This window comes from Serratia sp. JSRIV002, assembly GCF_019968725.1.
Taxonomy (GTDB): Bacteria; Pseudomonadota; Gammaproteobacteria; order Enterobacterales; family Enterobacteriaceae; genus Chania; species Chania fonticola_B.
Genome location: NZ_CP074143.1, coordinates 4,869,495 through 4,896,420, shown reverse-complemented (window position 1 = coordinate 4,896,420; position 26,926 = coordinate 4,869,495). Strand labels below are relative to the sequence as shown.

Below are 26,926 nucleotides of genomic sequence, written 5' to 3'. Positions count from 1 at the left end.
ACCGCAATGGCTGGGGATGACCGCGAGCCCATCGGGCGCAAAGGCAAACAACCAAAACGTAATCAGCCGCGTAAAGCGGCGCGTCGTCACCGTGACGACGATTATGAAGAAGACGAGTATCAGGATGAGTATGACGATGATGAGTACGATGACGACGAAGAGGAACAACGCATGCCGCCCAAGGTAAAAGCGAAGTCGCCGCGTAAAAAGCGCCGTTGGCTCGGCTTGCTGATAAAACTGTTCCTGGTGATTGCGGTGCTGCTGGCGATCTACGGTGTTTATCTGGATTCCCAGATCCGTAGCCGCATCGATGGCAAAGTCTGGCAGTTACCGGCGGCGGTGTATGGCCGCATGGTTAACCTTGAGCCGGGCATGCCGTATAGCAAAAAGGAAATGGTCGCCCTGCTGGAGGGGATGCAATATCGCCAGGTCAGCCGTATGACCCGGCCAGGGGAGTTTACCGTGCAGGCCAACAGCATCGAGATGCTGCGCCGCCCGTTTGATTTCCCGGATGGCAAAGAAGGCCAGATCCACGCCCGCCTCGATTTCCAAAACAATAGTCTGGCGAAAATCGTCAACATGGAAAATCAGCGTAACTTTGGCTTCTTCCGCCTCGATCCGCGCCTGATCACCATGCTGCAATCGCCGAATGGCGAGCAACGCCTGTTTGTTCCGCGTTCTGGTTTCCCAGATCTGCTGGTCGACACGCTGATCGCTACCGAAGACCGTCATTTTTACGAGCATGATGGTATCAGCTTCTACTCCATTGGCCGTGCGGTGGTGGCCAACCTGACCGCCGGGCGTGCGGTGCAGGGCGGCAGTACCTTGACTCAGCAACTGGTAAAAAACCTGTTCCTGACCAACGAGCGTTCGCTGTGGCGCAAGCTTAACGAAGCCTATATGGCCTTGCTGGTGGATTACCGTTATAGCAAAGACCGTATTCTGGAGCTGTATCTGAACGAGGTGTATCTCGGCCAGAGCGGCAGCGATCAGATCCGTGGTTTCCCGTTGGCCAGCCTGTACTACTTTGGTCGCCCGGTCGATGAACTGAGTCTGGATCAACAGGCGCTGTTGGTGGGCATGGTGAAAGGGGCCTCGCTGTATAACCCTTGGCGTAACCCAAAGTTGGCGCTGGAGCGCCGTAACCTGGTGCTCAAGCTGTTACAGAACCAGGGAGTGATCGACGCTGAGCTGTATAACATGCTGAGCGCTCGCCCGCTGGGCGTACAGCCGAAAGGTGGGGTGATTTCACCGCAGCCTGCGTTTATGCAGCTGGTGCGCCAGGAGTTGCAGGCCAAGCTGGGTGACAAGGTTAACGATCTTTCCGGCGTGAAGATCTTCACTACGCTGGATCCGGTTTCACAGGATGCGGCCGAGAAGGCGGTGGAAGATGGTATCCCGGCGCTGCGTGCGGCGCGTCATCTGAACGATCTGGAAGCGGCGATGGTGATTGTCGATCGCTTTACCGGAGAGGTTCGTGCCATGGTGGGCGGTGCCGATCCTCAGTTTGCCGGCTTTAACCGTGCGCTGCAGGCGCGCCGTTTGGTAGGGTCACTGGCCAAGCCGCCAACCTATCTGACCGCCCTGTCGGAACCGGATAAGTATCGGCTCAATACCTGGCTGGCGGATCAGCCGTTGTCGATCAAACTGCCGAACGGCAGCTCGTGGCAGCCGAATAACTACGATCGCCAGTTCCGTGGTCGGGTGATGCTGGTGGATGCGTTGGCCAACTCGCTCAACGTGCCAACGGTCAATCTGGGCATGTCGGTGGGGTTGGATCAAATTAGCGCTACCCTGCAAAAACTGGGTATTCCTAAATCGGCGATCACTCCGGTGCCTTCCATGTTGCTGGGGGCCATCGGCCTGACGCCGATGGAAGTGGCACAGGAATACCAGACCATCGCCAGCGGGGGTAACCGTGCGCCGCTGTCTGCCGTGCGTTCGGTGATTGCGGAAGACGGTACAGCGTTGTATCAGAGCTTCCCGCAGGCGGAACGTATGGTGCCAGCGCAGGCGGCTTACCTGACGCTGTATGCTATGCAGCAGGGTGTGGCGCGCGGGACTTCCCGTTCGCTGTCGGTCAAGTTCCCTAATTACAACCTGGCCGCTAAAACCGGTACCACTAACGATCTGCGTGACAGTTGGTTTGCCGGTATCGACGGCAAGGAAGTGGCGATTGCCTGGGTAGGGCGTGACAATAACGGCCCGGCCAAGCTGACCGGTGCCAACGGTGCCTTGACGCTGTATCGCCGCTATCTGGAAAACCAGACGCCGCTGGTGCTGAAGCTGCAACAACCGGAAGGCATTAGCCAGATGGGGATTGATTCTGCCGGTAACTTTATCTGTGGTGGCAGCAGTTGGCGCACCATCCCGGTTTGGACTGAAAACCCACAGGGGCTATGCCAGGCAAGCCAGGTCGAGCAGCAACAAACTCAACAGCAGCAAGCCGGCGAACAGAAAGATGCCGACGGCGTTGCTGGCTGGATTAAAGATATGTTTGGCAAATAAACCCCAGCCGTTATGTTAAGCATATTTATTATTTGATTTTACCTTGTTATCAAGCCCGTAGCGTTCTGTTACGGGCTTTCTTCTGTTTGGCGTTGATTTTATTTCCACTCGGTTAATGCAGTTACCGCACCAATCCCATAGCCTTTTTACGCCCGAAATACGCTTGCAGTTCCATTAGCCTTCTGCATAAAATGCCGCGCTTATAATAATTATTATCGTTCACATTCGTTATCAAACCACATCAGAGAAACCAGACATGCCGACCAAGCGTCATTCCACATCACCAGCCAAATCAGGCTTGTTCCCCGTAAGCGTTTTGGCTGCCACAATCGCGGCTTCGCTAACCTTGCCTGCGGTTGCAGCTCAGACGACGGCTGCCGCGGATGCTGATACTATTACGGTGGTAGGGGGCGGCAGCGGTGGTGCTTCACAGGAAAGCGCTTGGGGCCCAGTTGGCACCATCGTGGCGAAACGCAGCGCGACCGGCACCAAAACGGATACGCCGCTGGTGAAGACCCCTCAATCGGTGTCTGTGGTTACGCGTGAACAAATGGACGTTATGCAGCCTTCCTCGGTGAAAGAAGCGTTAGGCTTCACCCCAGGTGTAATGGTAGGCAGCCGTGGTAGTTCCAACGTCTATGATGCGGTTTATATTCGTGGTTTTGGCTCGGTCAACCAGAATATCTATCTGGACGGCTTGAAGCTGCAAGGCGACTATTTTAACGAAGCCGTAATCGATCCTTATTTCCTGGAGCGGGCCGAAGTGCTGCGCGGGCCTTCTTCCGTGCTTTACGGTAAAAGCAGCCCTGGTGGGATTATTTCGCTGATCAGCAAGCGCCCAACCACGGAACCGCTGAAAGAAATCCAATTTAAAATGGGGACAGATAATCTGTTCCAGACTGGCTTTGATTTCAGCAATGCGTTGGATGATGACGGCAAGTATTCCTTCCGCCTGACCGGGTTGGCCAAAGACGCAGACGCTCAGCAGGAGATGACCAAGGAAAAACGCTATACCATTGCGCCTTCATTCAGTTGGCAGCCTGATGAGCATACCAACCTGACGCTGTATTCTTACCTGCAAAACGATCCTAACCTTGGCTACTACGGCTGGTTGCCGATGCAGGGAACGGTGGTCAACGCGCCTTATGGCAAACTGCCAACCAGCTTCAACGAAGGTGAAAAGAGTAACTTCTATTCGCGCCAGACGCGGATGTTTGGTTACAGTTTCTCTCATGATTTCGATGATACCTGGACCGTACGCCAGAACCTGCGCTATATGCAGCTGCACACCAACCAGAACAACATCTATGGCACCGGCGTAAACGCCGACAATACCACTCTGAACCGTAACTATATCGCTTCGGATGAGCGCCTGAATAACTTCAGCGTCGATACTCAGGGCCAGGCCAAGTTTGCCACTGGCCGCGTGGATCATACGCTGCTGGCTGGCGTAGACTTTATGCGCATGAGCAATGATATTCAGGGCGGTTGGGGAGTGGCCAGTCCACTGGATCTAGCCAACCCGCAGTTTGGGAATTATACCAAGGGTGCGTTAAATCCAACCAGTAAGGTCAATGGCCAACGGCAGACGGGTATTTACCTGCAGGAACAGGCCGAGTGGAACCAATGGATCCTGACGGCCGGTACGCGTTACGACTGGGCTAAGAGCACCGTCGAAGATCGCACCGAAACGGCAACGGTTCCTTATAGCGAGCAGAAAGACCACCAGTCAACCAATCGTATTGGCCTGAACTATCTGTTCGACAACGGCATCTCGCCGTATGTCAGCTACGCACAATCCTTCGAGCCGAACGTGGGCGCAGGTTATGACGGCAAAGCCTTCGTGCCTTCCAAAGGCGAACAGTATGAAGCTGGCGTGAAGTACATGCCAAAAGATCGCCCCGTCTCTGCCACCGTTGCCATCTACCAATTGACCAAGTCAAATAACCTGGTCACGGATGTTGAGCATGCCGATAAAGGTTGGTTCCAACAGCAAACCGGGGAGATCCGCTCTCGCGGCGTAGAGTTGGAAGGCAAAGCGGCGCTGACGGCTAACGTCAACCTGCTGGCGTCCTATACCTATACCGATGCTGAATACACCGAAGACACCACCAACCAGGGCAATACGCCGGCGATCATTCCTAAGCATATGGCCTCGCTGTGGGGAGATTATACCTTCCATGAAACCGCATTGAGTGGTCTGACGCTGGGCGCGGGTGTGCGTTATACGGGCTCAACCTATGGTGACGAAGCCAACACCTTCAAAGTGCCGGACTACACCGTGTGGAATACCGTGATCAAATATGATTTGGCGCGCTTCAACCTGCCAGGTTCTTCCGTAGCGCTTAACGTTAACAACCTGTTTGATAAAGAGTATGTCTCTAGCTGTTTCGCCACCTATGGCTGTTTCTGGGGTGCAGAACGTCAAGTGGTCGCCACGGCAACCTTCAGTTTCTAATCGGCTAACGGGAGCGGCCTTTGGTCGCTCCCTGCCAAGCAGGGCCTATGCAGGATAAACACCTTAATCGCGATGCTACGTTCCAGCTCGACCGTGTTAGCTTTGCCGTGCCAGGGCGGGTGTTGTTACAGCCGCTATCATTGGCCTTTCCTCAAGGCAAAGTGTGTGGATTGATTGGGCATAATGGCTCCGGCAAATCCACGTTGCTGAAAATCCTCGGTCGTCACCAAAATCCTACCTCCGGCCAGGCGCTGCTTAACGGGCAACCGCTGGGCCGATGGGACAGCAAAGCTTTTGCTCGTCAAGTGGCCTACCTGCCGCAGCAATTGCCTGCAGCGGAAGGGATGACGGTGCGCGAACTGGTCGCCATCGGGCGCTACCCGTGGCACGGCGCGTTAGGCCGTTTCAAGGTCGGCGATCGCGAGCTGGTAGAAGAGGCTATCGGGCTGGTGGGGCTCAAATCCTTTGCCAACCGCCTGGTAGACAGCCTCTCCGGCGGTGAACGTCAACGGGCCTGGCTGGCGATGATGGTCGCGCAGGATAGCCGTTGTCTATTGCTGGATGAACCGACCTCGGCGTTGGATATTGCCCATCAGGTTGAAGTGCTGGCGTTGATCCAACGCCTGAGCCACGAGCGCGGCTTGACGGTGATTGCAGTGCTGCATGACATCAACATGGCGGCTCGATATTGCGACCATCTGGTGGCGCTACGCGGCGGCGAAATGATTGCCCAAGGGTCATCGCTCGAACTGATGCAAGGGCCGGTGCTGGAACAGATCTACGGCATCCCGATGGGCATATTGCCGCATCCAAGTGGCGGTGCACCAGTGAGCTTCGTTTATTAATGCCTATCTCTGCCGATTTTCATCATGACCCGCTGCGCCGGCGTTTATTAACGGCGATGGCGTTATCGCCTCTGTTGTTTTCTTTACCGTCGCGTGCGACAGGTTTACCCGATATCACCCGTATCGCGGCATTGGAGTGGCTACCGGTCGAGCTACTGATCGCACTGGGCGTGATGCCGCAGGCGGTTGCCGATATCCACAACTACAACCTGTGGGTACAAGATCCTCGGTTGCCGGACTCGGTGATCGACGTCGGTCAACGTACCGAACCTAATCTGGAGCTGTTGCAACAGCTCAAACCTTCTCTGATCCTGCTTTCCAAAGGCTATGGCCCTACGCCACAAAAACTGCAGCCTATCGGCCCGACGATGGAGTTTGGCTTTAACGACGGCAGCGGTAGACCGCTCACCGTGGGCAAAAACTCGTTGCTGCAATTGGCACAGCGGATAGGTCTGGAAGCGCGGGCTACCCAGCATCTGCAACAGTTTGATGCGTTTATGCGGGAGGCGCGTAACCGCCTGGCGGGATATCGGCAACAGCCGCTGCTGCTGTTTTCTTTGCTCGATCCTCGGCACGTGTTGGTGATCGGCCAGAAGAGCCTGTTTCAGGAAGTGATGGATCAGCTAGGCATTGAGAATGCCTGGCAGGGGGAAACCAACTTCTGGGGGACCTCGGTGGTGGGGATCGAACGTCTGGCGGCAATAAAAAATGCGCGAGCGATTTATCTCGATCACGGTAATCAAGCCATGATGGATAAGGTCAGCAAGACGCCGTTGTGGCAGGCCTTACCGTTTATCCGCCAGGGCCAACTGCGGCAGGTGCCAGCGGTGTGGTTCTACGGCGCCACGCTGTCGGCCATGCGTTTTTGCCGCTTGCTGGAGCAGGCGCAGGAGACTCGCTCATGAGTACACGCCTGCGTATCTTGCCGATAGCGCTGATCCTGTTATTGCTGGCCGCGGCGGGTAGCCTGACGCTCTTCAACCTGTTGCATCAACTGACGTGGAGCCAGTGGTCGCAGGCGTTGGTACAGCCAGATATCGACAATGTCGACCAGATGTTGTTCCACTACAGCCTGTTGCCACGCCTGTCAGTGTCGTTGCTGGTGGGCGCCGGACTGGGATTGGTCGGCGTACTGTTCCAGCAGGTATTACGCAATCCTTTGGCGGAACCCGCCACGCTTGGCGTGGCTGCCGGGGCTCAGCTAGGCTTGACGATTGCCACGCTGTGGATGCTGCCTGGGGGCGAATTGACCCGACAGCTGGCGGCGATGGTCGGTGCCATTGTGGTCGGCGGGCTGGTGTTCGGCGTTGCCTGGGGCAAACGGATGTCGCCCGTGACGTTGATTCTGGCCGGTCTGGTACTTGGCCTGTACTGCGGGGCGGTCAATAGCCTGCTGGCGTTGTTCAATTACGATCGGTTGCAAGGCCTGTTCCTGTGGAGCACCGGAGCGCTAAATCAGCAGGATTGGGGGACGGTGCAGTTTATCCTGCCGCGCTTGCTGCTGGTTGCCGTACTGGCCGCGTTATTGATCCGCCCATTAACGCTGTTAGGGCTGGACGACGGTGTGGCACGTAATCTGGGCCTGGGCCTGGCAATGTCGCGCTTTGCCGCGTTGGCGGTGGCGATTGTGTTCAGCGCCATGTTGGTCAATGCGGTCGGCGTGATCGGTTTTATCGGCCTATTTGCCCCGTTGATGGCCAAGATGCTGGGAGCTCGCCGTTTGGTCCACCGCATGATGTTGGCTCCACTATTGGGGGCATTGCTGCTGTGGTTGACCGATCAGGTGATGATCTGGCTGACGTTGGTATGGCGTGAAATCCCGACCGGTGCGGCGACGGCACTGATTGGTGCGCCGTTGCTGCTTTGGTTGTTACCACGCTTACGCAGCAGCGCAACCCCTCCGCCGATGGACTTAGGCGACAAAGTGCCTGTCGAACGTGGCAACTTGCCGATATGGATCCTGCTGGGGAGCGTTTTACTATTGGCCGGGATTGCGGTGGCGCTGATGTTTGGGCAAAACCCCCACGGCTGGCACTGGAGCGTAGGCGGTGAATTACAGGCGCTGATGCCTTGGCGCTGGCCACGAGTGGTTTCTGCCCTGGCGGCAGGGATGATGCTGGCGGTAGCCGGAACGCTGATCCAGAAACTGACCGGTAACCCGATGTCCAGCCCGGAAGTGCTGGGGATCAGTTCCGGCGCGGCTTTCGGCGTGGTGATGATGCTGTTTATCGTCCCTGGTGATGCTTTTATGTGGCTGTTACCCGCCGGGAGTCTGGGGGCTGCGGCTACGCTGTTGATCATCATGATTGCGGCTGGGCGCGGCGGATTCTCTACCGAACGCATGCTGTTGGCGGGGATCGCCCTCAGCACCGCCTTTAGCACGACCATTTTCCTGCTGTTGGCCAGTGGCGATCCCCGTATGGGGGGGCTGTTGGTGTGGCTTTCCGGTTCTACCTACTCGGTGGATGCTCCGCAGGCAATACGTACGGCGGCGATTGCTGGCGTGTTGATAGTGTTGGCCCCACTGTGCAGACGTTGGCTGACAATTCTGCCGTTGGGCGGCGCTACAGCACGTTCCGTAGGGATTGCTCTGACGCCGACCAGGCTGAGCATTTTGCTGCTGGCGGCAACGCTGACGGCGATGGCGACGCTAACCGTCGGGCCGCTGAGTTTTATTGGCCTGATGGCACCGCATATGGCCCGTATGTTGGGATTCCGCCGGGCGCTGCCCCAGATGGTGATTGCTGCGCTGCTAGGCGGCCTGCTGATGGTGTTTGCGGACTGGTGTGGCCGGATGGTGATGTTCCCTTACCAAATCCCCGCAGGGCTGCTGGCGACCTTTATTGGCGCACCGTACTTTGTCTATCTGCTGCGTAAGCAAACTTCGTAGATTATCTCGGTTACAACCTTTGCCACCAAGGGCTCAGCATTGCTGGGCCCTTGGTTTTTTCAGGCCGTTACAAGGCATTGCGTGGCACTGCGCAAAGTTGAAAGTTAGGGGTAAAACGGCCGCCAGTCGGGCTGGTGAGATGAATATACTGCGGGTGGGTGCTCTGGATCTTTGTATCTGGAGCCTGAGCGAAAGGTACAAAGAGAAAAGCCCCAGGTCGATAATATCAACCCGAGGCCAACTCTAACGCTCGACAACGTTAGGTTAGCTTCTTACTCGCCGCGAGGCAAGGATAAGGAGGCATGATGCCAAACAGAGGAGATATCGTAAAACTGGTCGTTATCTGTACCACCGTAATCTTGTTGGTATGGATAACGCGCAGCAAGCTTTGTGAGCTGCGTATTCGATCGGGCAACACGGAGGTTGCGGCCATTTTGGCCTACGAATCCGAACGGTAAGGCAACCCAACGGCGGGGGCGAGCTCCCGCCCGTTGGTTGTAAGCGTACAGATCTACGAGCACCCATCTACAAACGAAAACGGCGAGCCTCAGGCTCGCCGTTGTTACGTCTAACGCTCAGGCTTACTTCAAACCAGCCGCTTCACGCAGCTGGGCTGCCTTATCGGTCGCTTCCCATGGGAAGTGTTCGCGGCCAAAGTGGCCGTAAGCTGCGGTTTCACGGTAAATCGGTTGCAGCAGGTCCATCATTTGGATCAGGCCATATGGGCGCAGATCGAAGAACTCACGCACCAGCAGGGTCAGTTGCTCGGTCGAGATCTTCTCGGTGCCGAAGGTTTCCACCATGATGGAGGTTGGTTCTGCCACGCCGATAGCGTAGGACACCTGGATCTCACAGCGATCTGCCAGACCCGCGGCCACGATGTTTTTTGCCACGTAGCGTGCAGCATAGGCCGCAGAACGGTCAACCTTGGAAGGATCCTTGCCGGAGAATGCGCCGCCACCGTGACGGGCCATGCCGCCGTAGGTATCAACGATGATTTTACGACCGGTCAGACCGCAGTCACCCATTGGGCCACCGATAACAAAACGACCGGTTGGGTTGATGTGGTATTTGGTGCCTGCGGTCAGCCACTCGGCTGGCAGTACCGGCTTGATGATCTCTTCCATCACCGCTTCTTGCAGATCTTTCAGCGCGATATCATCGGAATGCTGGGTGGACAGCACCACGGCATCGATGCCGACGATTTTGCCATCGTCATACTGGAACGTGACCTGGCTTTTGGCGTCTGGGCGCAGCCAAGGCAGGGTACCATTTTTACGCACTTCGGCCTGGCGTTGAACCAGACGGTGGGCGTAAGTGATTGGCGCAGGCATCAACACGTCGGTTTCATTCGAGGCATAACCGAACATCAGGCCCTGATCGCCAGCCCCTTGCTCCAGCGGATCGCTGCGGTCAACACCCTGGTTGATATCTGGTGATTGTTTACCGATGGCGCTCAGTACGGCACAGGAGTTGGCATCAAAGCCCATATCGGAATGGACATAGCCAATTTCACGCACGGTTTTACGGGTGATCTCTTCGATATCGACCCAGGCGCTGGTGGTGATCTCGCCGCCAACCAGCACCATGCCGGTTTTCACGTAGGTTTCGCAGGCTACGCGGGCTTTTGGATCCTGTTCCAGGATGGCATCAAGAACGGCATCCGAGATTTGATCGGCAATTTTATCCGGATGTCCTTCGGAAACAGATTCGGACGTGAAGAGGTGTTTAGCCATGGTGTTCTTTACCTTGCAAAAGACGGGTTGGAAATTACTGCACAGCGCTGGAGATCCGGGCATCAAAGCGAAGGGTCTTCCGCTGATGGCGAGATGCATCCTGCAACGCCCCTCAGGCAAAGCCGTTAAGCAGTTTATCGGTTAATCAGTATAGATGGATTAACATCTGGACGTCTATTTTAGGTCAGCCTTTAGCCGGATTGCCAGCAATTTTTTGCCCTAACGCTCTTTTGGGCAAACCGCTTGCCGCCATTTTCATCGCTTGAAACAGTTTCTGGCGAATTTTCATTTTGCATTTTGCCCGGGGGTCCGGTATAAACTGCGCGCGCGGTTCATTTGGTGCACAGCGTGTTGCAGAAAATTGAAACTTTCTGTAAACCCGGCAACGCCGCGCCATGATCTACCGTAGGTACCCAATGATGGGGCCGCCGCTTCATTGAACGTTCACGTTCTTATACTATATAGAGGCTTTGTCGTTCATCGCGAGCGGCATGCGTGGAGGTGGTTGGATTAATGATCCGTTGTCTACTGGTTGTTGGTTCTCAACAGCAGTGCCGTTCTGGCGCGCATTCTTGTGCTATTTCCCGTCTTGTCTCTACGCCATCTACCCGATGTTACACACATCTGGGCGCCACTCAGGATTCTCGGGCCGGTTAACGGCTGTCTGAAGCACTGAACAAGGGTAGCCTGCAGCCAACTGTGGGATGATTCTTTACCCGATTCACGAGGTTTGAACAGGGTGTCTTACAATAAATCTATTGGGTATAAACCGATCGCTGACCACGAACGGCAGGTGAATTCACTGCTAAAATGGGGTGTTTCCGGGTTGTTCTCGCGGGTTGTAGCTGCGATAGTGGCTGACTATATCGTCAGTATGCAAGGTGAGGCGAGTAATGTCTGAAGATATGCCGATCCAACGCCCGTCAGTAGCGGGTGATAATTTATCTTTACGCTCCATGCAGGAGGTTGCCATGAATGATCGTAATGCCAGCAAGATGCTGCGCACTTATAACGTCGCCTACTGGGGCAACAATTACTTTGACGTCAATGAGCTGGGCCACATCAGCGTGTGCCCGGACCCAGACGTCCCGCATGCGCGCGTCGATCTCGCCGAGTTGGTGAAAGAGCGCCAAAAAGATGGACAGCGCCTGCCAGCCCTGTTCTGCTTCCCGCAGATCTTGCAGCATCGCCTGCGTTCCATTAACGCCGCGTTCAAACGTGCGCGTGAATCCTTCGGCTATGAAGGTGGCTACTTCCTGGTTTACCCGATCAAGGTTAACCAGCACCGTCGCGTGATTGAATCACTGGTCAACTCCGGTGAACCACTGGGGCTGGAAGCCGGTTCCAAGGCGGAACTGATGGCGGTACTGGCCCACGCCGGTATGACCCGCTCGGTGATCGTCTGTAATGGCTACAAAGACCGTGAATATGTTCGTCTGGCGCTGATCGGTGAAAAGCTGGGGCACAAAGTGTACCTGGTGATCGAGAAGATGTCGGAAATCCAGATGGTGCTGGAAGAAGCTGAGCGCCTGAATGTCGTACCACGCCTGGGCGTGCGTGCCCGCCTGGCCTCACAAGGGGCAGGTAAATGGCAGTCGAGCGGTGGCGAGAAATCCAAGTTCGGTCTGGCCGCCATTCAGGTATTGAAGCTGGTGGAGACCCTGCGTGAAGCGGGCCGCCTGGATAGCCTGCAATTGCTGCATTTCCACCTTGGTTCTCAGTTGGCCAATATTCGCGATATCGCCACTGGCGTACGTGAGTCTGCGCGTTTCTATGTCGAGCTGCATAAGCTGGGCGTAAACATTCAATGTTTCGACGTAGGTGGCGGCCTGGGTGTGGATTATGAAGGCACCCGTTCGCAGTCCGACTGTTCGGTCAACTATGGCCTGAATGAATATGCCAACAACGTGATTTGGGGGATCGGTGATGCCTGTAATGAGCATGGCCTGCCGCATCCAACGGTGATCACTGAGTCTGGCCGTGCCGTAACTGCCCACCATACCGTGCTGGTTTCCAACGTTATTGGCGTTGAGCGCAACGAATTCTGTGAGCCGGTTCCTCCGGTCGAAGATGCGCCGCGCGCTCTGGAAAGCATGTGGGAAACCTGGCAGGAAATGAACGAGCCGGAAAACCGTCGTTCGCTGCGTGAATGGTTGCACGATAGCCAGATGGATCTGCACGATGTGCATACCCAGTATGCCCATGGCATGTTGGATCTGACCAAGCGTGCCTATGCCGAGCAGCTGTATCTGAATATCTGTAACAAGATCCAGCAGCAGCTCGATCCGAGCAATCGCGCGCACCGGCCAATCATTGATGAATTGCAGGAGCGGATGGCGGACAAGTTCTACGTCAACTTCTCACTGTTCCAGTCGATGCCGGATGCCTGGGGTATCGACCAGCTGTTCCCGGTCTTGCCGTTGGAAGGCTTGGACAAGCCGCCGGAAGGCCGTGCGGTATTGCTGGATATCACCTGTGACTCCGATGGCACCATCGATCACTATATTGATGGTGACGGCGTAGCCACTACCATGCCGATGCCGCCGTACGATCCGGAAAACCCGCCTTTGCTGGGGTTCTTTATGGTTGGTGCCTATCAGGAAATCCTGGGCAATATGCACAACCTGTTTGGCGATACGGCGTCGGTGGATGTGTTTGTGTTCCCTGATGGCAGCGTAGAAACCGAGCTGTCTGATGAAGGCGATAGCGTAGCCGACATGCTGGAATACGTGCAGCTCGATCCGATCGCGCTGCTGGCTAAATTCCGCGATCAGGTGAAAGAAACCGATCTTGACGCGGAGTTGCAGGCGCAATTTGTCGAAGAGTTCGAGGCTGGTCTGTATGGCTATACTTATCTCGAAGATGAGTAAGTTATGCCGATAGGCTGACATACTTCCTATCCAGGGGCGCGGCAGAGGCTGCGCTCCTTCATTTTTCCCTCTTAGCCCTTACCCCGCCAAATTAGAAATTCCATTTAAACTTTCAACGTATTAATGCAGCGTTCCCAGTTATCACAAATTTGTGAACTCTCCGTGAGGATTTGGTCACGACTTTCTCTGTAGTTTGTCATTGTCGGTGAATAGCACCAGAGGTAACGATGATGATCAACAGACGGTATTTTATTCTGGGCGGCGGGGCACTCTCTGTGGCCTATGCCGTGGGCGTGCTGCCTGCCCTTTTTTCTCGTTCGGCGATGGCGGAGACGTTTGCCGTCAACTATACCGCAGAGCAATGGCGGCAACGGCTCTCTGCCAGCCAATATGCGGTTTTGCGCGAGGAAGGCACAGAGCCCCCTTACAGCAGCTCGCTTAACGATGAGCATCGCGAGGGGCAGTTTGCCTGTGCGGGTTGCCAGCAGGCGCTGTTTTCTTCCCACACCAAGTTTGACAGCCACACCGGCTGGCCCAGTTTCTGGCAACCCCTCGAACAGGCGGTGGCGACGCGTAAGGATCGAACGCTGGGCATGGTCCGCGAAGAGGTGCATTGCAGCCGCTGTGGTGGGCATTTGGGGCACGTATTTGATGATGGCCCGCAACCCACCGGTTTGCGCTACTGCATGAATGGCATCGCCATGCGGTTCACGCCAAGCTCTGCCTAACCAGAATAGTGAGGAATAACATGAGAAACGTAGACAAAACGCTACCATCGCTAGGTAAATACGGCATATGGGGCGCGATAGTGGTTGCCGCCGGATTCTGTTTGCAGAGCGTGGCTTGGCCACTTGGTGATGCCGAGGCGGCGGTAGCGATCCCTGCGCCGGTAATAGACGAAGCGCCGACGACATCGCGCTCGGAAACCGCGATCTTTGCCGGTGGTTGTTTCTGGGGCGTACAAGGGGTGTTCCAACATGTTAAAGGCGTGACCAATGCCATATCCGGTTATACCGGAGGTGCGGCACAAACGGCTAATTATGAGGCCGTCAGTGGAGGGGATACCGGCCATGCAGAGTCGGTGCAGGTCACCTTTGATCCACAGCAGATTACCTATGGCCAACTGCTGCAAATCTATTTTTCGGTAGCACATAACCCAACCGAGCTCGATCGCCAAGGGCCGGACAGTGGCACGCAATATCGCTCAGCCGTTTTCCCACTGACGGCGTCACAACAGCAGGTTGCCAAGGCTTATATTGCACAGCTGGATGCCAGCAAGCGCTTTGCCAAACCACTGGTGACCCGCATTGAGGACAATGGTCATTTTTATCCTGCCGAGGCTTACCACCAAAACTATCTCACCCTTAACCCGGATCAGCCCTATATCGTGGTGAATGATTTACCGAAGATAAAACAGTTACAACGGCTGTTCCCGGTGCAATATCGCACAGAGCCGCTATTGGTTAACTGATGACAGGTTGTCTCTTCTATACTTGGTAATGACGAGTACCTTGAAGAGTGAACCAATTGCGGCGATAATCTACCCATTGAAACAGACATCGAATAAATCCCTTTCTCGTCGGGCTAACGACGCGGGAGGGATTTTTTTTTGCTACCGCCCAAGCGTCCGGCTACGGGCGAACCGTTGAAAAATGAGGGTAAATATGAGTACCTTAGGCCATCAGCCCGATAATTCCTTAGTGTCCAACGCCTTTGGTTTCCTGCGCTTTCCGCTGAATTTTATGCCTTACGATAGCGATGCAGAGTGGGTGATCACCGGTGTTCCTTTTGATATGGCTACCTCCGGCCGAGCCGGTGGGCGTCATGGCCCTGCGGCGATCCGTCAGGTTTCTACCAATCTGGCATGGGAAGGGGCGCGCTGGCCGTGGAACTTTGATCTGCGCGATCGTCTGAACGTGGTCGATTGTGGTGACGTGGTATTCAACTTTGGTGATGCCCAGGATATGAGCGACAAGCTGCAGGCGCACGCAGAAAAACTGCTGGCAGCCGGCAAGCGCATGCTCTCTTTCGGCGGTGACCACTTTGTTACGCTGCCGCTGCTGCGCGCGCATGCCAAGCATTTTGGCAAAATGGCGCTGGTGCATTTCGATGCCCATACCGATACCTATGCCAACGGCAGCAAGTTTGACCACGGCACCATGTTCTTCCATGCGCCGAACGAAGGCCTGATCGATCCCAATCATTCGGTGCAGATCGGTATCCGTACCGAGTTCGATCGTGACAACGGTTTCACCGTACTGGATGCTGCACAGGTTAACGATCGTGGCGTGGACGATCTGCTGGCGCAGATCAAACAGATCGTTGGCGATATGCCGGTTTATCTGACCTTCGATATCGACTGCCTGGATCCGGCTTTCGCACCTGGCACCGGCACCCCGGTGATCGGCGGCCTGACCTCCGATCGCGCCCTGAAACTGGTGCGTGGTATGCAATCGCTGAACATTGTCGGCATGGATGTGGTAGAAGTGGCTCCGGCTTACGACCAGTCTGAGATCACCGCACTGGCAGCGGCAACGCTGGGCCTGGAAATGTTGTATCTACAAGCGTCCAAAAAGCAGGCATAGTCAGATTGCTGGATGGGGAGGGGCGCTGTATGCTGCGCCCCGAATCTCCCACACCCCATCATGAAAATATTGCCGTGAAGATAAAGTGTATTTCGCGTTTACGGAGGAACCGTGCTGACTAAACCATCTATACGCCTCAACAAATATATTAGCGAGAGCGGTATCTGCTCTCGTCGCGATGCCGATCGTTACATCGAACAGGGCAATGTTTTTATCAACGGTAAGCGCGTGGCGCTCGGCGATCGGGTATTCGCTGGTGACGTGGTCAAGGTTAACGGGCAGCTGATTGAACCCCGTAATGAAGACAACCTGATTTTTATTGCGTTGAACAAGCCGGTGGGGATCGTCAGTACCACCGAAGACGGTGAGAAAGACAATATTGTCGATTTCGTCAACCACAGCACCCGTGTCTTCCCGATTGGACGCTTGGATAAAGATTCACAGGGACTGATCTTCCTCACCAACCATGGCGATCTGGTGAACAAGATCCTGCGCGCCGGTAACGACCACGAGAAAGAATATCTGGTCACGGTTAACAAACCGGTGACCGACGATTTTATCCGTGGTTTGGGTGCCGGAGTGCCGATGCTGGGCACGGTGACCAAGAAATGCAAGGTGAAGAAAGAAGCCCCCTTTGTATTCCGTATCGTGCTGGTGCAGGGGCTTAACCGCCAGATCCGCCGCATGTGTGAACATTTTGGATATGAGGTGACCAAGCTGGAGCGCACCCGCATCATGAACGTGGGTCTGTCTGGGCTGCCGTTAGGGGAATGGCGCGATCTGACGGACGACGAACTGGTTGAGTTGTTTAAGTTGATCGAGGACTCGTCCTCAGAGGCCAAACCGACCAAGAAAGCGGCCAAGCCCAAGCCTGCGGTAAAAAAACCGGTGAGCGGCGGGCAGAAAACTGCGGATAAAGCGGGCAGTCACGCACCGGCGCGTAAGCGTTTTGCTCAGCCAGGGCGCAAGAAGAAAGGGCGCTAAGTCGGCGTTTTCTGCCAATCACTACGGATTAAACGGCCTCAGTCTTGATGACTGGGGCCGTTTTGCTTTGTTTTCACCCCCAGTGCATTTTTTCGTGATCCACTCCGCAGTTGTAACTTTAAAATAACCAATCATTAACATTCTTCCCTTTGCTGGCTTGACGAAAGATTCGCCATATCTATAGTGACTGTATTAAATAAGAAACTGAGTTTCATATATGAAACAATCAGATAGAGGACAGAAGCAATGAGCTGGAAGAACGTGTGCGAAGTGTCTCAAGTTAAAGAAGATTTTCCTTTCTCCGCCAATATTGAGGGAAAAGAGGTCGGCGTCTATTTGATCGACGGTCAATATTACGCGCTGGAAGACGTCTGTCCGCATGCCTATGCCTTGCTCAGCCAAGGGTTTGTCGATGACGGAAAAGTGGAGTGTCCACTGCACGAAGCGGTGTTCGATGTGCGTAGCGGCCAATGCCTGCGCGAACCCGGTGGCCGTGATCTGCAAACCTACCCTACCCGGGTGATCGACAATCAAATCCAAATCACCTTTATCGCGGAGGAATAAGCATGCAGCACATTACCGATTTCAACCCTTGGCTGCCGGATACCCAACAGGTGATCCCGGCGCGTGAGGGCGGCAACGGCCAAATCCACCAACCCGGCCAGTTTCAGAATGTGATCTGGCAAACCCGGGCGCGCGTGCCAGACGGGTTTGAAACCGCGCTGGTAGCCGCGCTGGAAGAGATCTTCGAGCAAGGGGCGGAGGAACTGGAGCAGATCGTCAGTGCGCTCAATCAGCGTCGCCTGTTCGATCGCAGTGGTCAGCCATGGAATGAAGCCACGTTCCGCGAATTCCTACACGTCAACGGTTTCTGAGCCGCACAGGGAGAAGGACAATGACAGCAAACACAGCATCCTCCGCGCAGACGGTACAAGACTATCTGGATCAGGGCCTGCGCGGTATGTGGTACCCGGTATTGGCCAGTTGGGAAGTGGGTAACAACCCGGTGGGCATCACCCGTCTTGAACAACAGATTGTGGTGTGGCGCGATAAACAAGGGGCGATCCACGCACTGGAAGATCGTTGCCCGCATCGTGGCGCTCGCCTGTCGATGGGCTGGAACCTTGGCGATCGCATTGCCTGCTGGTATCACGGCGTTGAAGTGGGTGGCGATGGCGAGGTTAAAGATGTGCCAGCGGTAGACCGCTGCCCGCTGGTAGGGCAAAAATGCCTGAAATCCTACCCGGCGAAAGAGGCTTACGGTGCGGTGTTCCTGTATTTCGGCGTCACCGCCGACGAACAGCCTGCCGAACTGAGCTTCCCGCAGGAACTGGCGGATGAGGCCAATTACAGTCACTTCCTGTGTACCGCCAACTGGGACTGTAACTATCAATACGCATTGGAAAACGTGATGGATCCGATGCATGGCACCTACCTGCACTCTTCATCACATTCGATGGCGGAAGGGGATCGCAAGGCGGATATGGCGTTGGAACCTACCGACAGCGGTTTCATCTTTAAAAAGAACGGCCAGATTGGCGTGAACTTTGACTGGGTCGAATTTGGCAGCAGCGGTGCCTATTGGATGCGCCTGTCGATCCCTTACAAAAAGCGTTTTGGGCCGGGCGGCCACTTCTGGATCATCGGCATGGTGGTGCCGGAAGATAAAGATCACTGCCGGGTATTCTTCTGGCGTATCCGCAAAGTGAAAGACTGGCAGCGTGACGCATGGCGTTTTATGTACCGCAACCGTCTGGAAGAACTGCACTGGGACGTACTGGAGCAGGATCGCATCGTGCTGGAGAACATGGCACCGAACGCGCGCGGTCGTGAATACCTGTATCAGCATGACGTGGGCCTCTCCCGCCTGCGCCGTATGATGCAGAAAGAGGCACAAAAGCAGCTGGCAACGCTCAGCGAGCTGGAGGCGGCACAGTGAGCGGCTTGCTGGCAGGAAAGCGTATCGTAGTCACCGGAGCGGCGCGTGGGCTGGGGCGCAGCTTTGCCGCTGCGGTGGCTCAGGCCGGGGCCAGCGTGGTGATGTGCGATATCCTGGCGGAAGAGTTGCAGGACAGCGCCGCCAGCCTGCGTGAGCAGGGGGCACAGGTTGAAGCTCAGGTTATCGATCTGGCTTCACCGCAATCCATCACTGCGGCGTTCAGTGCGATTGCCAAGGGCGGCGCGATCGATGGGCTGGTGAACAACGCTGCGATGGCAACCGGTGTCGGTGGCAAAACCATGATGGAATACGACATTGAACTGTGGGACAAGGTCATGCAGGTCAACGTGCGGGGGACCTGGTTGGTGAGCCAGGCGGCGGTGCCATTATTGGCCCAAACGCCGCATGCCAAAATCGTCAATGTTGCCTCGGATACCGCCTTGTGGGGCGCGCCGAAACTGATGGCCTATGTGGCGAGCAAAGGGGCGATCATCTCGATGACCCGCTCCATGGCGCGCGAGCTGGGGCCGCAGGGCATCTGCGTCAACGCCATTGCACCGGGCCTGACGCGCGTTGAAGCCACCGAATATGTCCCTGCCGAACGGCATCAGCTTTACGAGCAAGGCAGAGCACTGGCAGGCGCACAGCATCCGGACGATGTTACCGGTAGCGTGCTCTATCTGCTGTCGCCGCTGGCGGATTTTGTCACCGGCCAACTGATACCGGTCAACGGTGGTTTCGTGTTTAACTGACCGCCTGACGGACAGGCAAACATTTAGGAGCAGCACATGGCAGACGATCAAGCGTGTAAATATCTGATCCCGGGGCTGGATCGCGGGTTACAACTGCTGCTGGCCTTCGGCGAGCAGCATAAGGAAATGACCTTTGCAGAATTACATCGCCTGGTCGATATGCCAAAGGCAACCGCCTACCGCGTGGTGCAAACGCTGGAGCATCTGGGCTTTTTGGAGCGCAATCCGCGCACCAACACCTTTGCGTTGGGGATCAAAGTGCTGCGTCTGGGCTTTGAATATATCGCCTCGTTGGACGTGGCCCAGGCTGGCCAACCGGTAATCGAGCAGCTGCGCGATCGCAGCCAATGCAGCAGCCATCTGGCGATCCGCGATGGGCATGACGTGATCTATATCGCCCGCGTCAGCGCGGCTGGCTCGCAGATCAATCAGGTCAGCGTCGGTACCCGTTTACCAGCGCACCGCACCTCGCTTGGCCGTATGCTGCTGACCAGCACCAGCCGGGAAGAGTTTGAACGTCTATACCCACATGACGCCTTGCCCGATGCGGCTCCGGGGACACCGGCCAATCGCGAAGCGCTGTGGCAGATGGTGCAGCAGGATAAGGCTCGTGGCTATGTGATTGGCGAATCCTTCTACCGCCACGGCATTTCCTCGATCGTCTATCCGATTTTTAACCGCGAGCAGCGGGTGGAGGCGGTGGTCAGCATTATGGTGCCGTCCGATGAGATCCCGAAGGCGGATCGCGAGCGGTTGCGCATGGAAGTCCGGGACGCGGCGGTGAAAATTTCCGGCCTGTTGGGCGCGCCACCGCAGGCTAACGTCGGCTAACTATGTTGTCTGGGCGGAGTTTTTCGCCCATTACCAATCACTCAGGCAGGGATAAGACTCATGAGCTTCATGGGCCGGGATCGATCATGCCTGAAAAACGCATTCAGCGAGAACGTGAGGCACAATAATGAGCATAACCGGAATCGAAAAGCTGGAATTTGGCGTTGAAGATCTGCCAACGTGCGAAAAGTTTATGCAGGACTTCGGTCTGCAACCGACGCTACAGCATTGGGGCGAACCGCGCCGTGAATTTACCACGTTGAGCGGGGCTAGCGTGGTGCTGTATCCGCAAGACAGCGAGGTCTTACCGGCCGCGTTTGAGGCAGGTTCGACCTTGCGCCGTATGACCTGGGCAGTTGAAAGCCCTGCGGCGCTGGCTGCGTTGCAACCCCTGTTGGCGCAGATGCCTGGCTTTCGCCACGTCGGCGAAGAGTTGGAATGCCGCGATCCCAACGGTATGACGCTGCGTTTTGCCGTTACTGCGCAGCAACCGGTGGCGCTGCCCGTTTCGCCGATCAACCAATGGGGCGATGTACGCCGCATTGACCAGCCTAGCCCGGTTTATGCCAAAGCCGAGCCGGTCAATATTGGCCACGTAGTGTTCTTCGTTGAGGATTTGGCTGCTACCGAACGCTTCTACTGCGATCTGCTCGGTTTCCAGGTTTCCGACCGCTATATCGATCGCGCCGTCTTCCTGCGCACCCAGGCACGCGGTGGCCATCACAACCTGTTCCTGCTGAAACTGCCTAACCGCCCACGGGGCCTGAACCATGTCGCCTTCACCGTACGCGATATCCATGAAGTGATCGGCGGCGGCATCGCGATGAATAAAGAGCAGTGGAGCACCTTTATAGGCCCAGGCCGCCACCCGATCTCCTCGGCTTATTTTTGGTACGTCAACAGCCCGACCGGCGGTGCCTTTGAGTATTACACCAATGATGACTACCTGACGGAAAACTGGCAGCCGCGTGAGCTGGAGCATTCGCTGGTGTCGTTTACCGAATGGGCGGTCGAAGGCGGTATCGATCACGATACCCGCCGCCAACATAAGAAGCCGGGGGCGGTATGAGTCAACCAACCCGTGCAGGCATTGTCATTATCGGCGGCGGCCAGGCCGGTGGTTGGGCAGCGAAAACGCTGCGCGATCGCGGTTATAGCGGCAGGCTGTCGGTGATCAGTGACGAGCCTTATGATTTTTACGAACGCCCACCGCTCTCCAAGGCGGCGCTGTTGGATGGCAATGCGCCACTCAGCCGCCTGTTTAGTGAGGAGGTGGTGGCCGGGATGAATATCGATTGGCACCGTCCGCTACGTGCCGAAGCCATCGACGGGCAGCAGCAAATCGTCACGCTTAGCGACGGCAGCCAGCTGCAGTTCGATCAGCTGCTGATCGCCACCGGTGGCCGACCACGCCTGCCGGATGCCAACTGGGCCAAGCACCCGCGAGTGATGACACTGCGTTCCTGGGATGATGCGGCACGCCTGCGCCAGGGCCTACAGCAATGCCAAAAGCTGGCGATTGTGGGTGGTGGCTGGATCGGGCTGGAGATTGCCGCCTCTGCCCGCAAGCTGGGTGTTGACGTGACGGTGTTTGAGCGCCAACCCGCGCTGTGTATGCGTAGCGTAGGGGCTAGCGTTTCCCAGGCATTGTTGGAACTGCATCAACAGCAAGGCGTCACCGTGCATTGCGACTGCGGCGAAATCACGCTTGAAGATCGCGAGGGTGAAGCCTGGATTGGCTGCGCCAGCAGTGCTGCGCAGTCCTTCGACCTGGTGGTCGTTGGCATTGGCGTTGAACTGAATCTGGAACTGGCCCACAGCGCCGGGCTGAAGCTTGAGGGCGGGATCGTCGTAGATGGGCAAGGGCGTACCAGCCACCCGGCCATTTTTGCTGCAGGCGATGTTGCGCGCCATCCCACTCTCGGCCTGTGTCTGCAATCCTGGGCCTACGCACAGAATCAGGCGATCAGCACCGCTTGCGCGATGTTGGATGCGTTTGCCGCACCTTACGATGATGTTGCCTGGCTGTGGTCGGATCAATACGACGCCAATATCCAAATCCTGGGCGTCCCTACCGGCGGCGTTCACCAGATAGTGCGCCGTACGCCGCAGTCACAACTGTTCTTCACCCTGAATGCCGATCGGCAACTGGTGCAACTGGTGGCGTTTAACGACGCGCGCACCATCAAGCTGGGTAAACGCTGGCTGGCCAGCGGCCGGGTACTGGATCCGCAGCAACTGGCGGATGTGGAATTTTCTCTGATGGCGTTGAAATAACGCCCGACCCAAAGGGAGCGTTTTATGACTACGCAAGATATTGACGCCCGCAGCGGTCGGGTGGGGGATGCTGTTGCCGAAAATTCACCAACCAGCGTGCGTTGGTCGGTGCCGGCAGCCCTGTTTGCCTGCGTATTGCTGGCGTTTTTCGACAAGATCAGCATTGCCGCGCTGTTTTCTGACCACGAGTTTCAGCAGGCGATGGGCATCGGCTTTGATCCCACCCGGCTCGGGCTGCTGATGAGCGCCTTTTTGTTCTCCTACGGCTTCTCTTCGATGCTGTTGAGCGGCATTGGCGATCGGCTCAATCCGGTCAAGGTGCTGATTGGCATGATGGTGACCTGGGGCGTACTGATGGTGCTGATGGGGATGACGCGCTCTTATCACACCATGATGACGCTGCGTATCCTGCTGGGCATCGCCGAAGGGCCGCTGTTGCCAATGGCCTATGCCATCGTGCGCCAGGCTTTTCCGCAACGTCTCCAGGCGCGAGCCACCATGCTGTGGCTGTTGGGAACCCCGATTGGCGCAGCACTGGGCTTCCCGGTCACGCTGTTCATTCTCAGCCGCTTTAACTGGGAAACCACCTTCTTCTTTATGGCGTTTCTGACCGTGCCGGTGATGTTGCTGGTGCTGTTTGGTATGCGTCACCTTAACGTGGCACGTCCGGCGGCCAGCACCACCAGTAAACCGGCCGTTGCCGAGCGTAAGCAGCTGCGCCGCGAACTGTTCAGCACCCCGCATTTTTGGATGATTTGCCTGTTTAACATCGCGTTTCTCACCTACCTGTGGGGCATGAACGGCTGGCTGCCGAGCTATCTGATCGAAGGCAAAGGCATTCATCTGGAGCACGCCGGATACCTGTCGTCACTGCCGTTTATTGCCATGTTGCTTGGCGAGGTGGTGGGGGCCTGGCTGTCGGACAAGATGGATCGCCGCGCGTTGGCCTGTTTCATCTCGCTATGCGGTGCCGGGATCGGTTTGGGTGTCGTTCTGTATATGCAGGGCACCTACAGCGTGATCGCCGCCATGTCCTTCAGCACCTTTATGTGGGGAGCCGGCGCGCCAAACATCTTCGCGCTGTTGGCCAAGGCCACCAGCAGCCGGGTGAGCGCTACCGCTGGTGGGGTGTTTAACGGATTGGGTAATTTTGCCGGCGCATTGGCACCGGTGCTGATGGGGGCTCTGATCGCCGCCACCGGCAATATGGATAACGGTTTGCTGTTCCTGGTGGTGATGGCCTTTGTCGGCTGCGCCATTCTGCTGCCGTTACTGAATAAGTATTGATGCAACGAAGGAGAGACAACATGTCCCAGGTTGAGAATAAAGCCGGCATCAAGCCGCAGGATCTGACGATGGAAAACTGGGTGGAATCGCGTATCGCCCGTTTTGAAGGCCGTAAATATGACTGGAACGCGCTGAAGTTCCAGGCCGATTACGATCCGAAGTACCGCCGTGCGCAGATGCGCTATATCGGCACCGGTGCCACCGGCGTCGTCAGCGACACCAACACCATTCCGGCGGGGAACTTTACCTTCTCCACCATGGTGCTGCCGTCGAAATGTGAAGGGCCATTGCACCTGCATGACGACGTTGAAGAAGTGTTCTTTATGCTCAAGGGCAAAATCACGCTGATGATCCAGGACGGCGAAGAGTATTACGAAACCATCCTGAAAGAGCGCGATCTGATTTCTGTCCCGGCGGGAGTTTATCGTGGCCTGTTCAATCACGGCGAAGAGGAAGCGCTGATGTGCGTGATGCTCGGTACTGCGAAGCCGGAAACCCCGACTTACCCGGCCGATCATCCGTTGTCGAAAGTGAAGCGCAACTGATGAACGGCTTACCGGAACGCCAGCAGGCGGATTGTGGAGGCCAGCGGCTAAGTTGGCGTGAAGCCGGGCATGGTCGGGCAGTAGTGCTGCTGCATGGCATCAGTTCCGGTTCTGCTTCGTGGGTGAAGCAGTTCAGCGATCGCGCCCTGACCGACGGCCACCGCCTGATTGCTTGGGATGCTCCGGGTTATGGCGGTAGCGCAGCGCTGGCACAGGCACAGCCAGATGCTGCCGCTTATGCCAACGCGCTGGTGGAGCTGATCGCCGAGTTGCAGTTGCAACAGCCGCTGATCGTGGGGCATTCGCTCGGTGCGTTGATCGGCAGTGCCTTTGCCGCTGCCAACCCGGATGGGTTGAGTGGACTGGTACTGGCCGACCCGGCTCAGGGTTATGCCACTGCGCCGCTGGAAAAACGCCAGCAGGTGTTTGGCCAACGCAAACAGATGATCGAAACGCTTGGCCCACAGGGCTACGGTGAACAGCGTGCGGCAGCATTGCTGCGTGACGATGCGCAACCACAGGATATTGCCTGGGTACGCAGCGGTATGCAGCAACTTGATCCGGCCGGTTTTCTCAGCGCCGCCTGGATGCTGGCCAATGACGATATCAACCGCTACCTGTTGCGCTATCGCGGCCCGTTACAGGTGTGGTGTGGCAGTGTCGATCGCATCACGCCACCGCAGGGGGCCGCAACGTTGGCGCAACAGCATGATGCGACAATGCGTCTGATTGATGCAGCGGGGCATGCCAGCTATCTCGATGCGCCAGCGCGGTTTAACCGCTATTTGCAGGACTTTACGGGGGCAATCCAACCATGAATTTTCAGATTGAACGGCGAGTGGCGGTGGTCACCGGAGGATCCTCGGGGATCGGTTTTGAAACGCTGCGTCTGTTGCTGGCCGAAGGAGCGAAAGTCGCTTTCTGTGGCCGCAATCAGGACAAACTGGCCAGCGCCGAGGCCAGCCTGCGTGAAGAGTTCCCGCAGGCGGAGATCCTGGCGTTACGCTGCGACGTGCTCGACGCCGAGCAGGTTACCAAGTTTGCCGAGCAGGTCAGCACGCATTTTGGCGCAGTGGATATGTTAATCAACAACGCCGGGCAGGGGTTTGTGGCACATTTCGATCAGACACCGCGCGAAGCCTGGTTGCATGAGGCAGAGCTGAAACTGTTCGGGGTGATCAACCCGGTGCAGGCCTTTTTACCGGCGTTGGAGCGCTCGGATATCGCCTCCATTACCTGCGTTAACTCACTGCTGGCTCTACAGCCGGAAGAGCACATGATTGCCACCTCGGCAGCCCGTGCCGCGTTGCTCAACATGACGCTGACCTTATCGAAAGAGCTGGTGAGCAAAGGGGTTCGCGTCAATTCCATCCTGCTAGGCATGGTGGAGTCGGGCCAATGGCGGCGGCGCTTTGCCGAACGCCAGGATCAACAACAAAGCTGGGAACAGTGGACGGCGGCGATTGCCGAGCGGCGTGGCATCCCAATGGGGCGTTTGGGTAAACCGCAGGAACCGGCACGGGCGCTGCTGTTTTTAGCCTCCCCCCTGGCCTCATTTACCACCGGTGCGGCGCTGGACGTTTCCGGCGGTTTCAATCGCCATCTCTGACGGGACTGAAAAGATGAAGAAGATCATGATGATTGGCTATGGCGCGATGGCAAAAGAGGTGCTGGCGCGCCTGCCGGAGGGCGTGGCTGTCGGTTGGATCGTGGCACGGGAAACGCATCATGCCGAGATCGACGCAGCGTTTGCCGGACAGGTGCAGGCGCTGGCCCATCCTGACCAGTGTACCGAGCAACCAGATTTGGTGCTGGAGTGTGCCAGCCAGCAGGCGGTCGCCGAGTTTGGTGAGGCTATCGTTAAGCGTGGCTGGCGGCTGGCGGTGATCTCTACTGGCGCCCTGGCCGATGCCGCATTGCAACTGCGTTTGCAGCAGGCCTGCTCACGCTACCACGGGCGGCTGATCGTGCTGTCTGGGGCGGTGGCGGGTATGGATGGTCTGGCTTCGGCGCGAGAAGGCGGGTTGGACAGCGTGACCTACCAGTCCAGCAAAAGCCCGGCCAGTTGGCGCGGCAGCCCGGCGGAAAAGCTGATTAATCTGGATGCCGTCAGCGAAGCGCAGGTGTTCTTTGAAGGATCGGCACGTGAAGCCGCAAGCCTGTTCCCGGCCAACGCCAACGTAGCGGCCACTATTGCGCTGCATGGCTTGGGGATGGACGCCACGCGGGTACGCTTACAGGTAGATCCGCATACTCAACGTAATACTCACCGCTTACAGGTGTGTGGTCAGTTTGGCGAGTTCCAGATTGAGCTGTGCGGCACCCCGCTGGCCAGCAACCCGAAAACGTCAACGCTGGCGGCGCTGAGTGCGGTACAAGCCTGCCGCAGTTTGGTGGACGGCGGTTTTATTGCCTGAAT

General features: G+C 56.7%; 25 protein-coding genes. 24 read left to right on the top strand and 1 reads right to left on the bottom strand.

Annotated elements, in window-relative coordinates; all coding sequences use genetic code 11:
• The first annotated feature begins 6 nt into the window (after window positions 1-6).
• The 6 genes from mrcB (at window position 7) to KGP26_RS22960 (ending at window position 9,159) form a co-directional block, all read left to right on the top strand.
• Window positions 7-2,508 (top strand): bifunctional glycosyl transferase/transpeptidase, encoded by a 2,502-nt coding sequence (mrcB, locus tag KGP26_RS22985; protein ID WP_223664653.1) that lies wholly within the window; start codon window positions 7-9, stop codon window positions 2,506-2,508.
• 256 nt (window positions 2,509-2,764) lie between these two features.
• Window positions 2,765-4,966, top strand: coding sequence for a ferrichrome porin FhuA (gene fhuA, locus KGP26_RS22980; RefSeq protein ID WP_223664652.1), 2,202 nt, complete (start codon window positions 2,765-2,767; stop codon window positions 4,964-4,966).
• A 47-nt stretch (window positions 4,967-5,013) separates the two neighbouring features.
• Window positions 5,014-5,811 carry a Fe3+-hydroxamate ABC transporter ATP-binding protein FhuC gene (gene fhuC / locus KGP26_RS22975; RefSeq protein ID WP_209522779.1) on the top strand — a complete coding sequence of 266 codons (798 nt, stop codon included), beginning with the start codon at window positions 5,014-5,016 and terminating at the stop codon, window positions 5,809-5,811.
• Window positions 5,811-6,716 carry a Fe(3+)-hydroxamate ABC transporter substrate-binding protein FhuD gene (fhuD, locus tag KGP26_RS22970; RefSeq protein ID WP_021806241.1) on the top strand — a complete coding sequence of 302 codons (906 nt, stop codon included), beginning with the start codon at window positions 5,811-5,813 and terminating at the stop codon, window positions 6,714-6,716. The genes fhuC and fhuD overlap by 1 nt, the downstream gene beginning before the upstream one ends.
• Window positions 6,713-8,701 (top strand): Fe(3+)-hydroxamate ABC transporter permease FhuB, encoded by a 1,989-nt coding sequence (gene fhuB / locus KGP26_RS22965; RefSeq protein WP_059201728.1) that lies wholly within the window; start codon window positions 6,713-6,715, stop codon window positions 8,699-8,701. Before fhuD ends, fhuB begins: the two co-directional genes overlap by 4 nt.
• Window positions 8,702-9,006: 305 nt before the next feature.
• Window positions 9,007-9,159: a Hok/Gef family protein gene (locus KGP26_RS22960; RefSeq protein WP_024484362.1), complete on the top strand. Its 153-nt coding sequence runs from the start codon at window positions 9,007-9,009 to the stop codon at window positions 9,157-9,159.
• A gap of 123 nt (window positions 9,160-9,282) precedes the next feature.
• Here KGP26_RS22960 and metK read toward each other — a convergent pair whose 3' ends face one another.
• Window positions 9,283-10,437 carry a methionine adenosyltransferase gene (metK, locus tag KGP26_RS22955; protein ID WP_021806239.1) on the bottom strand — a complete coding sequence of 385 codons (1,155 nt, stop codon included), beginning with the start codon at window positions 10,435-10,437 and terminating at the stop codon, window positions 9,283-9,285.
• Here metK and KGP26_RS22950 point away from each other — a divergent pair.
• The 18 genes from KGP26_RS22950 to KGP26_RS22865 all read left to right on the top strand — a co-directional run bounded on the left by KGP26_RS22950 (window position 10,436) and on the right by KGP26_RS22865 (window position 26,924).
• Complete coding sequence (locus tag KGP26_RS22950; RefSeq protein ID WP_021179752.1) at window positions 10,436-10,582, top strand: hypothetical protein; 147 nt, start codon at window positions 10,436-10,438, stop codon at window positions 10,580-10,582. The genes metK and KGP26_RS22950 overlap by 2 nt on opposite strands.
• Before the next feature lie 748 nt (window positions 10,583-11,330).
• The gene (speA, locus tag KGP26_RS22945; protein ID WP_021806238.1) at window positions 11,331-13,307 is read left to right on the top strand and encodes a biosynthetic arginine decarboxylase; all 1,977 of its coding nucleotides are present in this window, start codon (window positions 11,331-11,333) and stop codon (window positions 13,305-13,307) included.
• A gap of 227 nt (window positions 13,308-13,534) precedes the next feature.
• A complete protein-coding gene (gene msrB, locus KGP26_RS22940) occupies window positions 13,535-14,035 on the top strand; it encodes a peptide-methionine (R)-S-oxide reductase MsrB (protein WP_223498321.1) in 501 nt (166 codons plus the stop codon).
• A 20-nt stretch (window positions 14,036-14,055) separates the two neighbouring features.
• Window positions 14,056-14,778: a peptide-methionine (S)-S-oxide reductase MsrA gene (msrA, locus tag KGP26_RS22935; protein WP_021806237.1), complete on the top strand. Its 723-nt coding sequence runs from the start codon at window positions 14,056-14,058 to the stop codon at window positions 14,776-14,778.
• 193 nt (window positions 14,779-14,971) lie between these two features.
• On the top strand, window positions 14,972-15,892 hold the full coding sequence (speB, locus tag KGP26_RS22930) for an agmatinase (RefSeq protein WP_021179757.1): 921 nt from the start codon (window positions 14,972-14,974) through the stop codon (window positions 15,890-15,892).
• Window positions 15,893-16,003: 111 nt separating this feature from the next.
• The gene (gene rluF, locus KGP26_RS22925; protein WP_223498320.1) at window positions 16,004-16,876 is read left to right on the top strand and encodes a 23S rRNA pseudouridine(2604) synthase RluF; all 873 of its coding nucleotides are present in this window, start codon (window positions 16,004-16,006) and stop codon (window positions 16,874-16,876) included.
• Window positions 16,877-17,122: 246 nt separating this feature from the next.
• Window positions 17,123-17,440 carry a non-heme iron oxygenase ferredoxin subunit gene (locus tag KGP26_RS22920; RefSeq protein ID WP_021179759.1) on the top strand — a complete coding sequence of 106 codons (318 nt, stop codon included), beginning with the start codon at window positions 17,123-17,125 and terminating at the stop codon, window positions 17,438-17,440.
• 2 nt (window positions 17,441-17,442) lie between these two features.
• Window positions 17,443-17,751, top strand: a complete 309-nt coding sequence (locus tag KGP26_RS22915) for a recombinase-like helix-turn-helix domain-containing protein (RefSeq protein WP_021806235.1) — start codon at window positions 17,443-17,445, stop codon at window positions 17,749-17,751.
• A gap of 20 nt (window positions 17,752-17,771) precedes the next feature.
• Complete coding sequence (locus KGP26_RS22910) at window positions 17,772-18,815, top strand: aromatic ring-hydroxylating dioxygenase subunit alpha (RefSeq protein WP_223664651.1); 1,044 nt, start codon at window positions 17,772-17,774, stop codon at window positions 18,813-18,815.
• Complete coding sequence (locus KGP26_RS22905) at window positions 18,812-19,567, top strand: SDR family oxidoreductase (RefSeq protein ID WP_059201723.1); 756 nt, start codon at window positions 18,812-18,814, stop codon at window positions 19,565-19,567. The genes KGP26_RS22910 and KGP26_RS22905 overlap by 4 nt, the downstream gene beginning before the upstream one ends.
• 36 nt (window positions 19,568-19,603) lie before the next feature.
• The gene (locus tag KGP26_RS22900) at window positions 19,604-20,398 is read left to right on the top strand and encodes an IclR family transcriptional regulator (RefSeq protein ID WP_024528299.1); all 795 of its coding nucleotides are present in this window, start codon (window positions 19,604-19,606) and stop codon (window positions 20,396-20,398) included.
• 127 nt (window positions 20,399-20,525) lie between these two features.
• Window positions 20,526-21,467 carry a VOC family protein gene (locus KGP26_RS22895; protein WP_094981464.1) on the top strand — a complete coding sequence of 314 codons (942 nt, stop codon included), beginning with the start codon at window positions 20,526-20,528 and terminating at the stop codon, window positions 21,465-21,467.
• Window positions 21,464-22,675: an NAD(P)/FAD-dependent oxidoreductase gene (locus KGP26_RS22890; protein ID WP_094981465.1), complete on the top strand. Its 1,212-nt coding sequence runs from the start codon at window positions 21,464-21,466 to the stop codon at window positions 22,673-22,675. Before KGP26_RS22895 ends, KGP26_RS22890 begins: the two co-directional genes overlap by 4 nt.
• A gap of 24 nt (window positions 22,676-22,699) precedes the next feature.
• Window positions 22,700-23,962: an MFS transporter gene (locus tag KGP26_RS22885; RefSeq protein ID WP_021806229.1), complete on the top strand. Its 1,263-nt coding sequence runs from the start codon at window positions 22,700-22,702 to the stop codon at window positions 23,960-23,962.
• A 20-nt stretch (window positions 23,963-23,982) separates the two neighbouring features.
• Window positions 23,983-24,507 carry a cupin domain-containing protein gene (locus KGP26_RS22880; protein ID WP_021806228.1) on the top strand — a complete coding sequence of 175 codons (525 nt, stop codon included), beginning with the start codon at window positions 23,983-23,985 and terminating at the stop codon, window positions 24,505-24,507.
• A complete protein-coding gene (locus KGP26_RS22875) occupies window positions 24,507-25,325 on the top strand; it encodes an alpha/beta fold hydrolase (RefSeq protein ID WP_179250659.1) in 819 nt (272 codons plus the stop codon). The genes KGP26_RS22880 and KGP26_RS22875 overlap by 1 nt, the downstream gene beginning before the upstream one ends.
• Entirely contained in the window at window positions 25,322-26,116 is a 795-nt protein-coding gene (locus tag KGP26_RS22870) for an SDR family oxidoreductase (RefSeq protein WP_223500302.1), read from the top strand. The genes KGP26_RS22875 and KGP26_RS22870 overlap by 4 nt, the downstream gene beginning before the upstream one ends.
• A gap of 13 nt (window positions 26,117-26,129) precedes the next feature.
• Window positions 26,130-26,924 carry an aspartate dehydrogenase gene (locus KGP26_RS22865; RefSeq protein ID WP_021806225.1) on the top strand — a complete coding sequence of 265 codons (795 nt, stop codon included), beginning with the start codon at window positions 26,130-26,132 and terminating at the stop codon, window positions 26,922-26,924.
• The last annotated feature ends 2 nt before the right edge of the window (window positions 26,925-26,926 follow it).

What these genes read in the sequence shown, in the direction of transcription:
- KGP26_RS22875 (WP_179250659.1), top strand. Translation starts at nt 24,507, where the DNA reads ATGAACGGCTTACCGGAACGCCAGCAGGCGGATTGTGGAGGCCAGCGG.
- speA (WP_021806238.1), top strand. Translation starts at nt 11,331, where the DNA reads ATGTCTGAAGATATGCCGATCCAACGCCCGTCAGTAGCGGGTGATAAT.
- KGP26_RS22950 (WP_021179752.1), top strand. Translation starts at nt 10,436, where the DNA reads ATGGTGTTCTTTACCTTGCAAAAGACGGGTTGGAAATTACTGCACAGC.
- KGP26_RS22885 (WP_021806229.1), top strand. Translation starts at nt 22,700, where the DNA reads ATGACTACGCAAGATATTGACGCCCGCAGCGGTCGGGTGGGGGATGCT.
- KGP26_RS22870 (WP_223500302.1), top strand. Translation starts at nt 25,322, where the DNA reads ATGAATTTTCAGATTGAACGGCGAGTGGCGGTGGTCACCGGAGGATCC.
- KGP26_RS22895 (WP_094981464.1), top strand. Translation starts at nt 20,526, where the DNA reads ATGAGCATAACCGGAATCGAAAAGCTGGAATTTGGCGTTGAAGATCTG.
- mrcB (WP_223664653.1), top strand. Translation starts at nt 7, where the DNA reads ATGGCTGGGGATGACCGCGAGCCCATCGGGCGCAAAGGCAAACAACCA.
- speB (WP_021179757.1), top strand. Translation starts at nt 14,972, where the DNA reads ATGAGTACCTTAGGCCATCAGCCCGATAATTCCTTAGTGTCCAACGCC.
- KGP26_RS22890 (WP_094981465.1), top strand. Translation starts at nt 21,464, where the DNA reads ATGAGTCAACCAACCCGTGCAGGCATTGTCATTATCGGCGGCGGCCAG.
- KGP26_RS22960 (WP_024484362.1), top strand. Translation starts at nt 9,007, where the DNA reads ATGCCAAACAGAGGAGATATCGTAAAACTGGTCGTTATCTGTACCACC.
- KGP26_RS22920 (WP_021179759.1), top strand. Translation starts at nt 17,123, where the DNA reads ATGAGCTGGAAGAACGTGTGCGAAGTGTCTCAAGTTAAAGAAGATTTT.
- fhuB (WP_059201728.1), top strand. Translation starts at nt 6,713, where the DNA reads ATGAGTACACGCCTGCGTATCTTGCCGATAGCGCTGATCCTGTTATTG.
- msrA (WP_021806237.1), top strand. Translation starts at nt 14,056, where the DNA reads ATGAGAAACGTAGACAAAACGCTACCATCGCTAGGTAAATACGGCATA.
- KGP26_RS22910 (WP_223664651.1), top strand. Translation starts at nt 17,772, where the DNA reads ATGACAGCAAACACAGCATCCTCCGCGCAGACGGTACAAGACTATCTG.
- KGP26_RS22880 (WP_021806228.1), top strand. Translation starts at nt 23,983, where the DNA reads ATGTCCCAGGTTGAGAATAAAGCCGGCATCAAGCCGCAGGATCTGACG.
- metK (WP_021806239.1), bottom strand. Translation starts at nt 10,437, where the DNA reads ATGGCTAAACACCTCTTCACGTCCGAATCTGTTTCCGAAGGACATCCG.
- fhuC (WP_209522779.1), top strand. Translation starts at nt 5,014, where the DNA reads ATGCAGGATAAACACCTTAATCGCGATGCTACGTTCCAGCTCGACCGT.
- fhuA (WP_223664652.1), top strand. Translation starts at nt 2,765, where the DNA reads ATGCCGACCAAGCGTCATTCCACATCACCAGCCAAATCAGGCTTGTTC.
- KGP26_RS22915 (WP_021806235.1), top strand. Translation starts at nt 17,443, where the DNA reads ATGCAGCACATTACCGATTTCAACCCTTGGCTGCCGGATACCCAACAG.
- msrB (WP_223498321.1), top strand. Translation starts at nt 13,535, where the DNA reads ATGATGATCAACAGACGGTATTTTATTCTGGGCGGCGGGGCACTCTCT.
- KGP26_RS22865 (WP_021806225.1), top strand. Translation starts at nt 26,130, where the DNA reads ATGAAGAAGATCATGATGATTGGCTATGGCGCGATGGCAAAAGAGGTG.
- KGP26_RS22900 (WP_024528299.1), top strand. Translation starts at nt 19,604, where the DNA reads ATGGCAGACGATCAAGCGTGTAAATATCTGATCCCGGGGCTGGATCGC.
- fhuD (WP_021806241.1), top strand. Translation starts at nt 5,811, where the DNA reads ATGCCTATCTCTGCCGATTTTCATCATGACCCGCTGCGCCGGCGTTTA.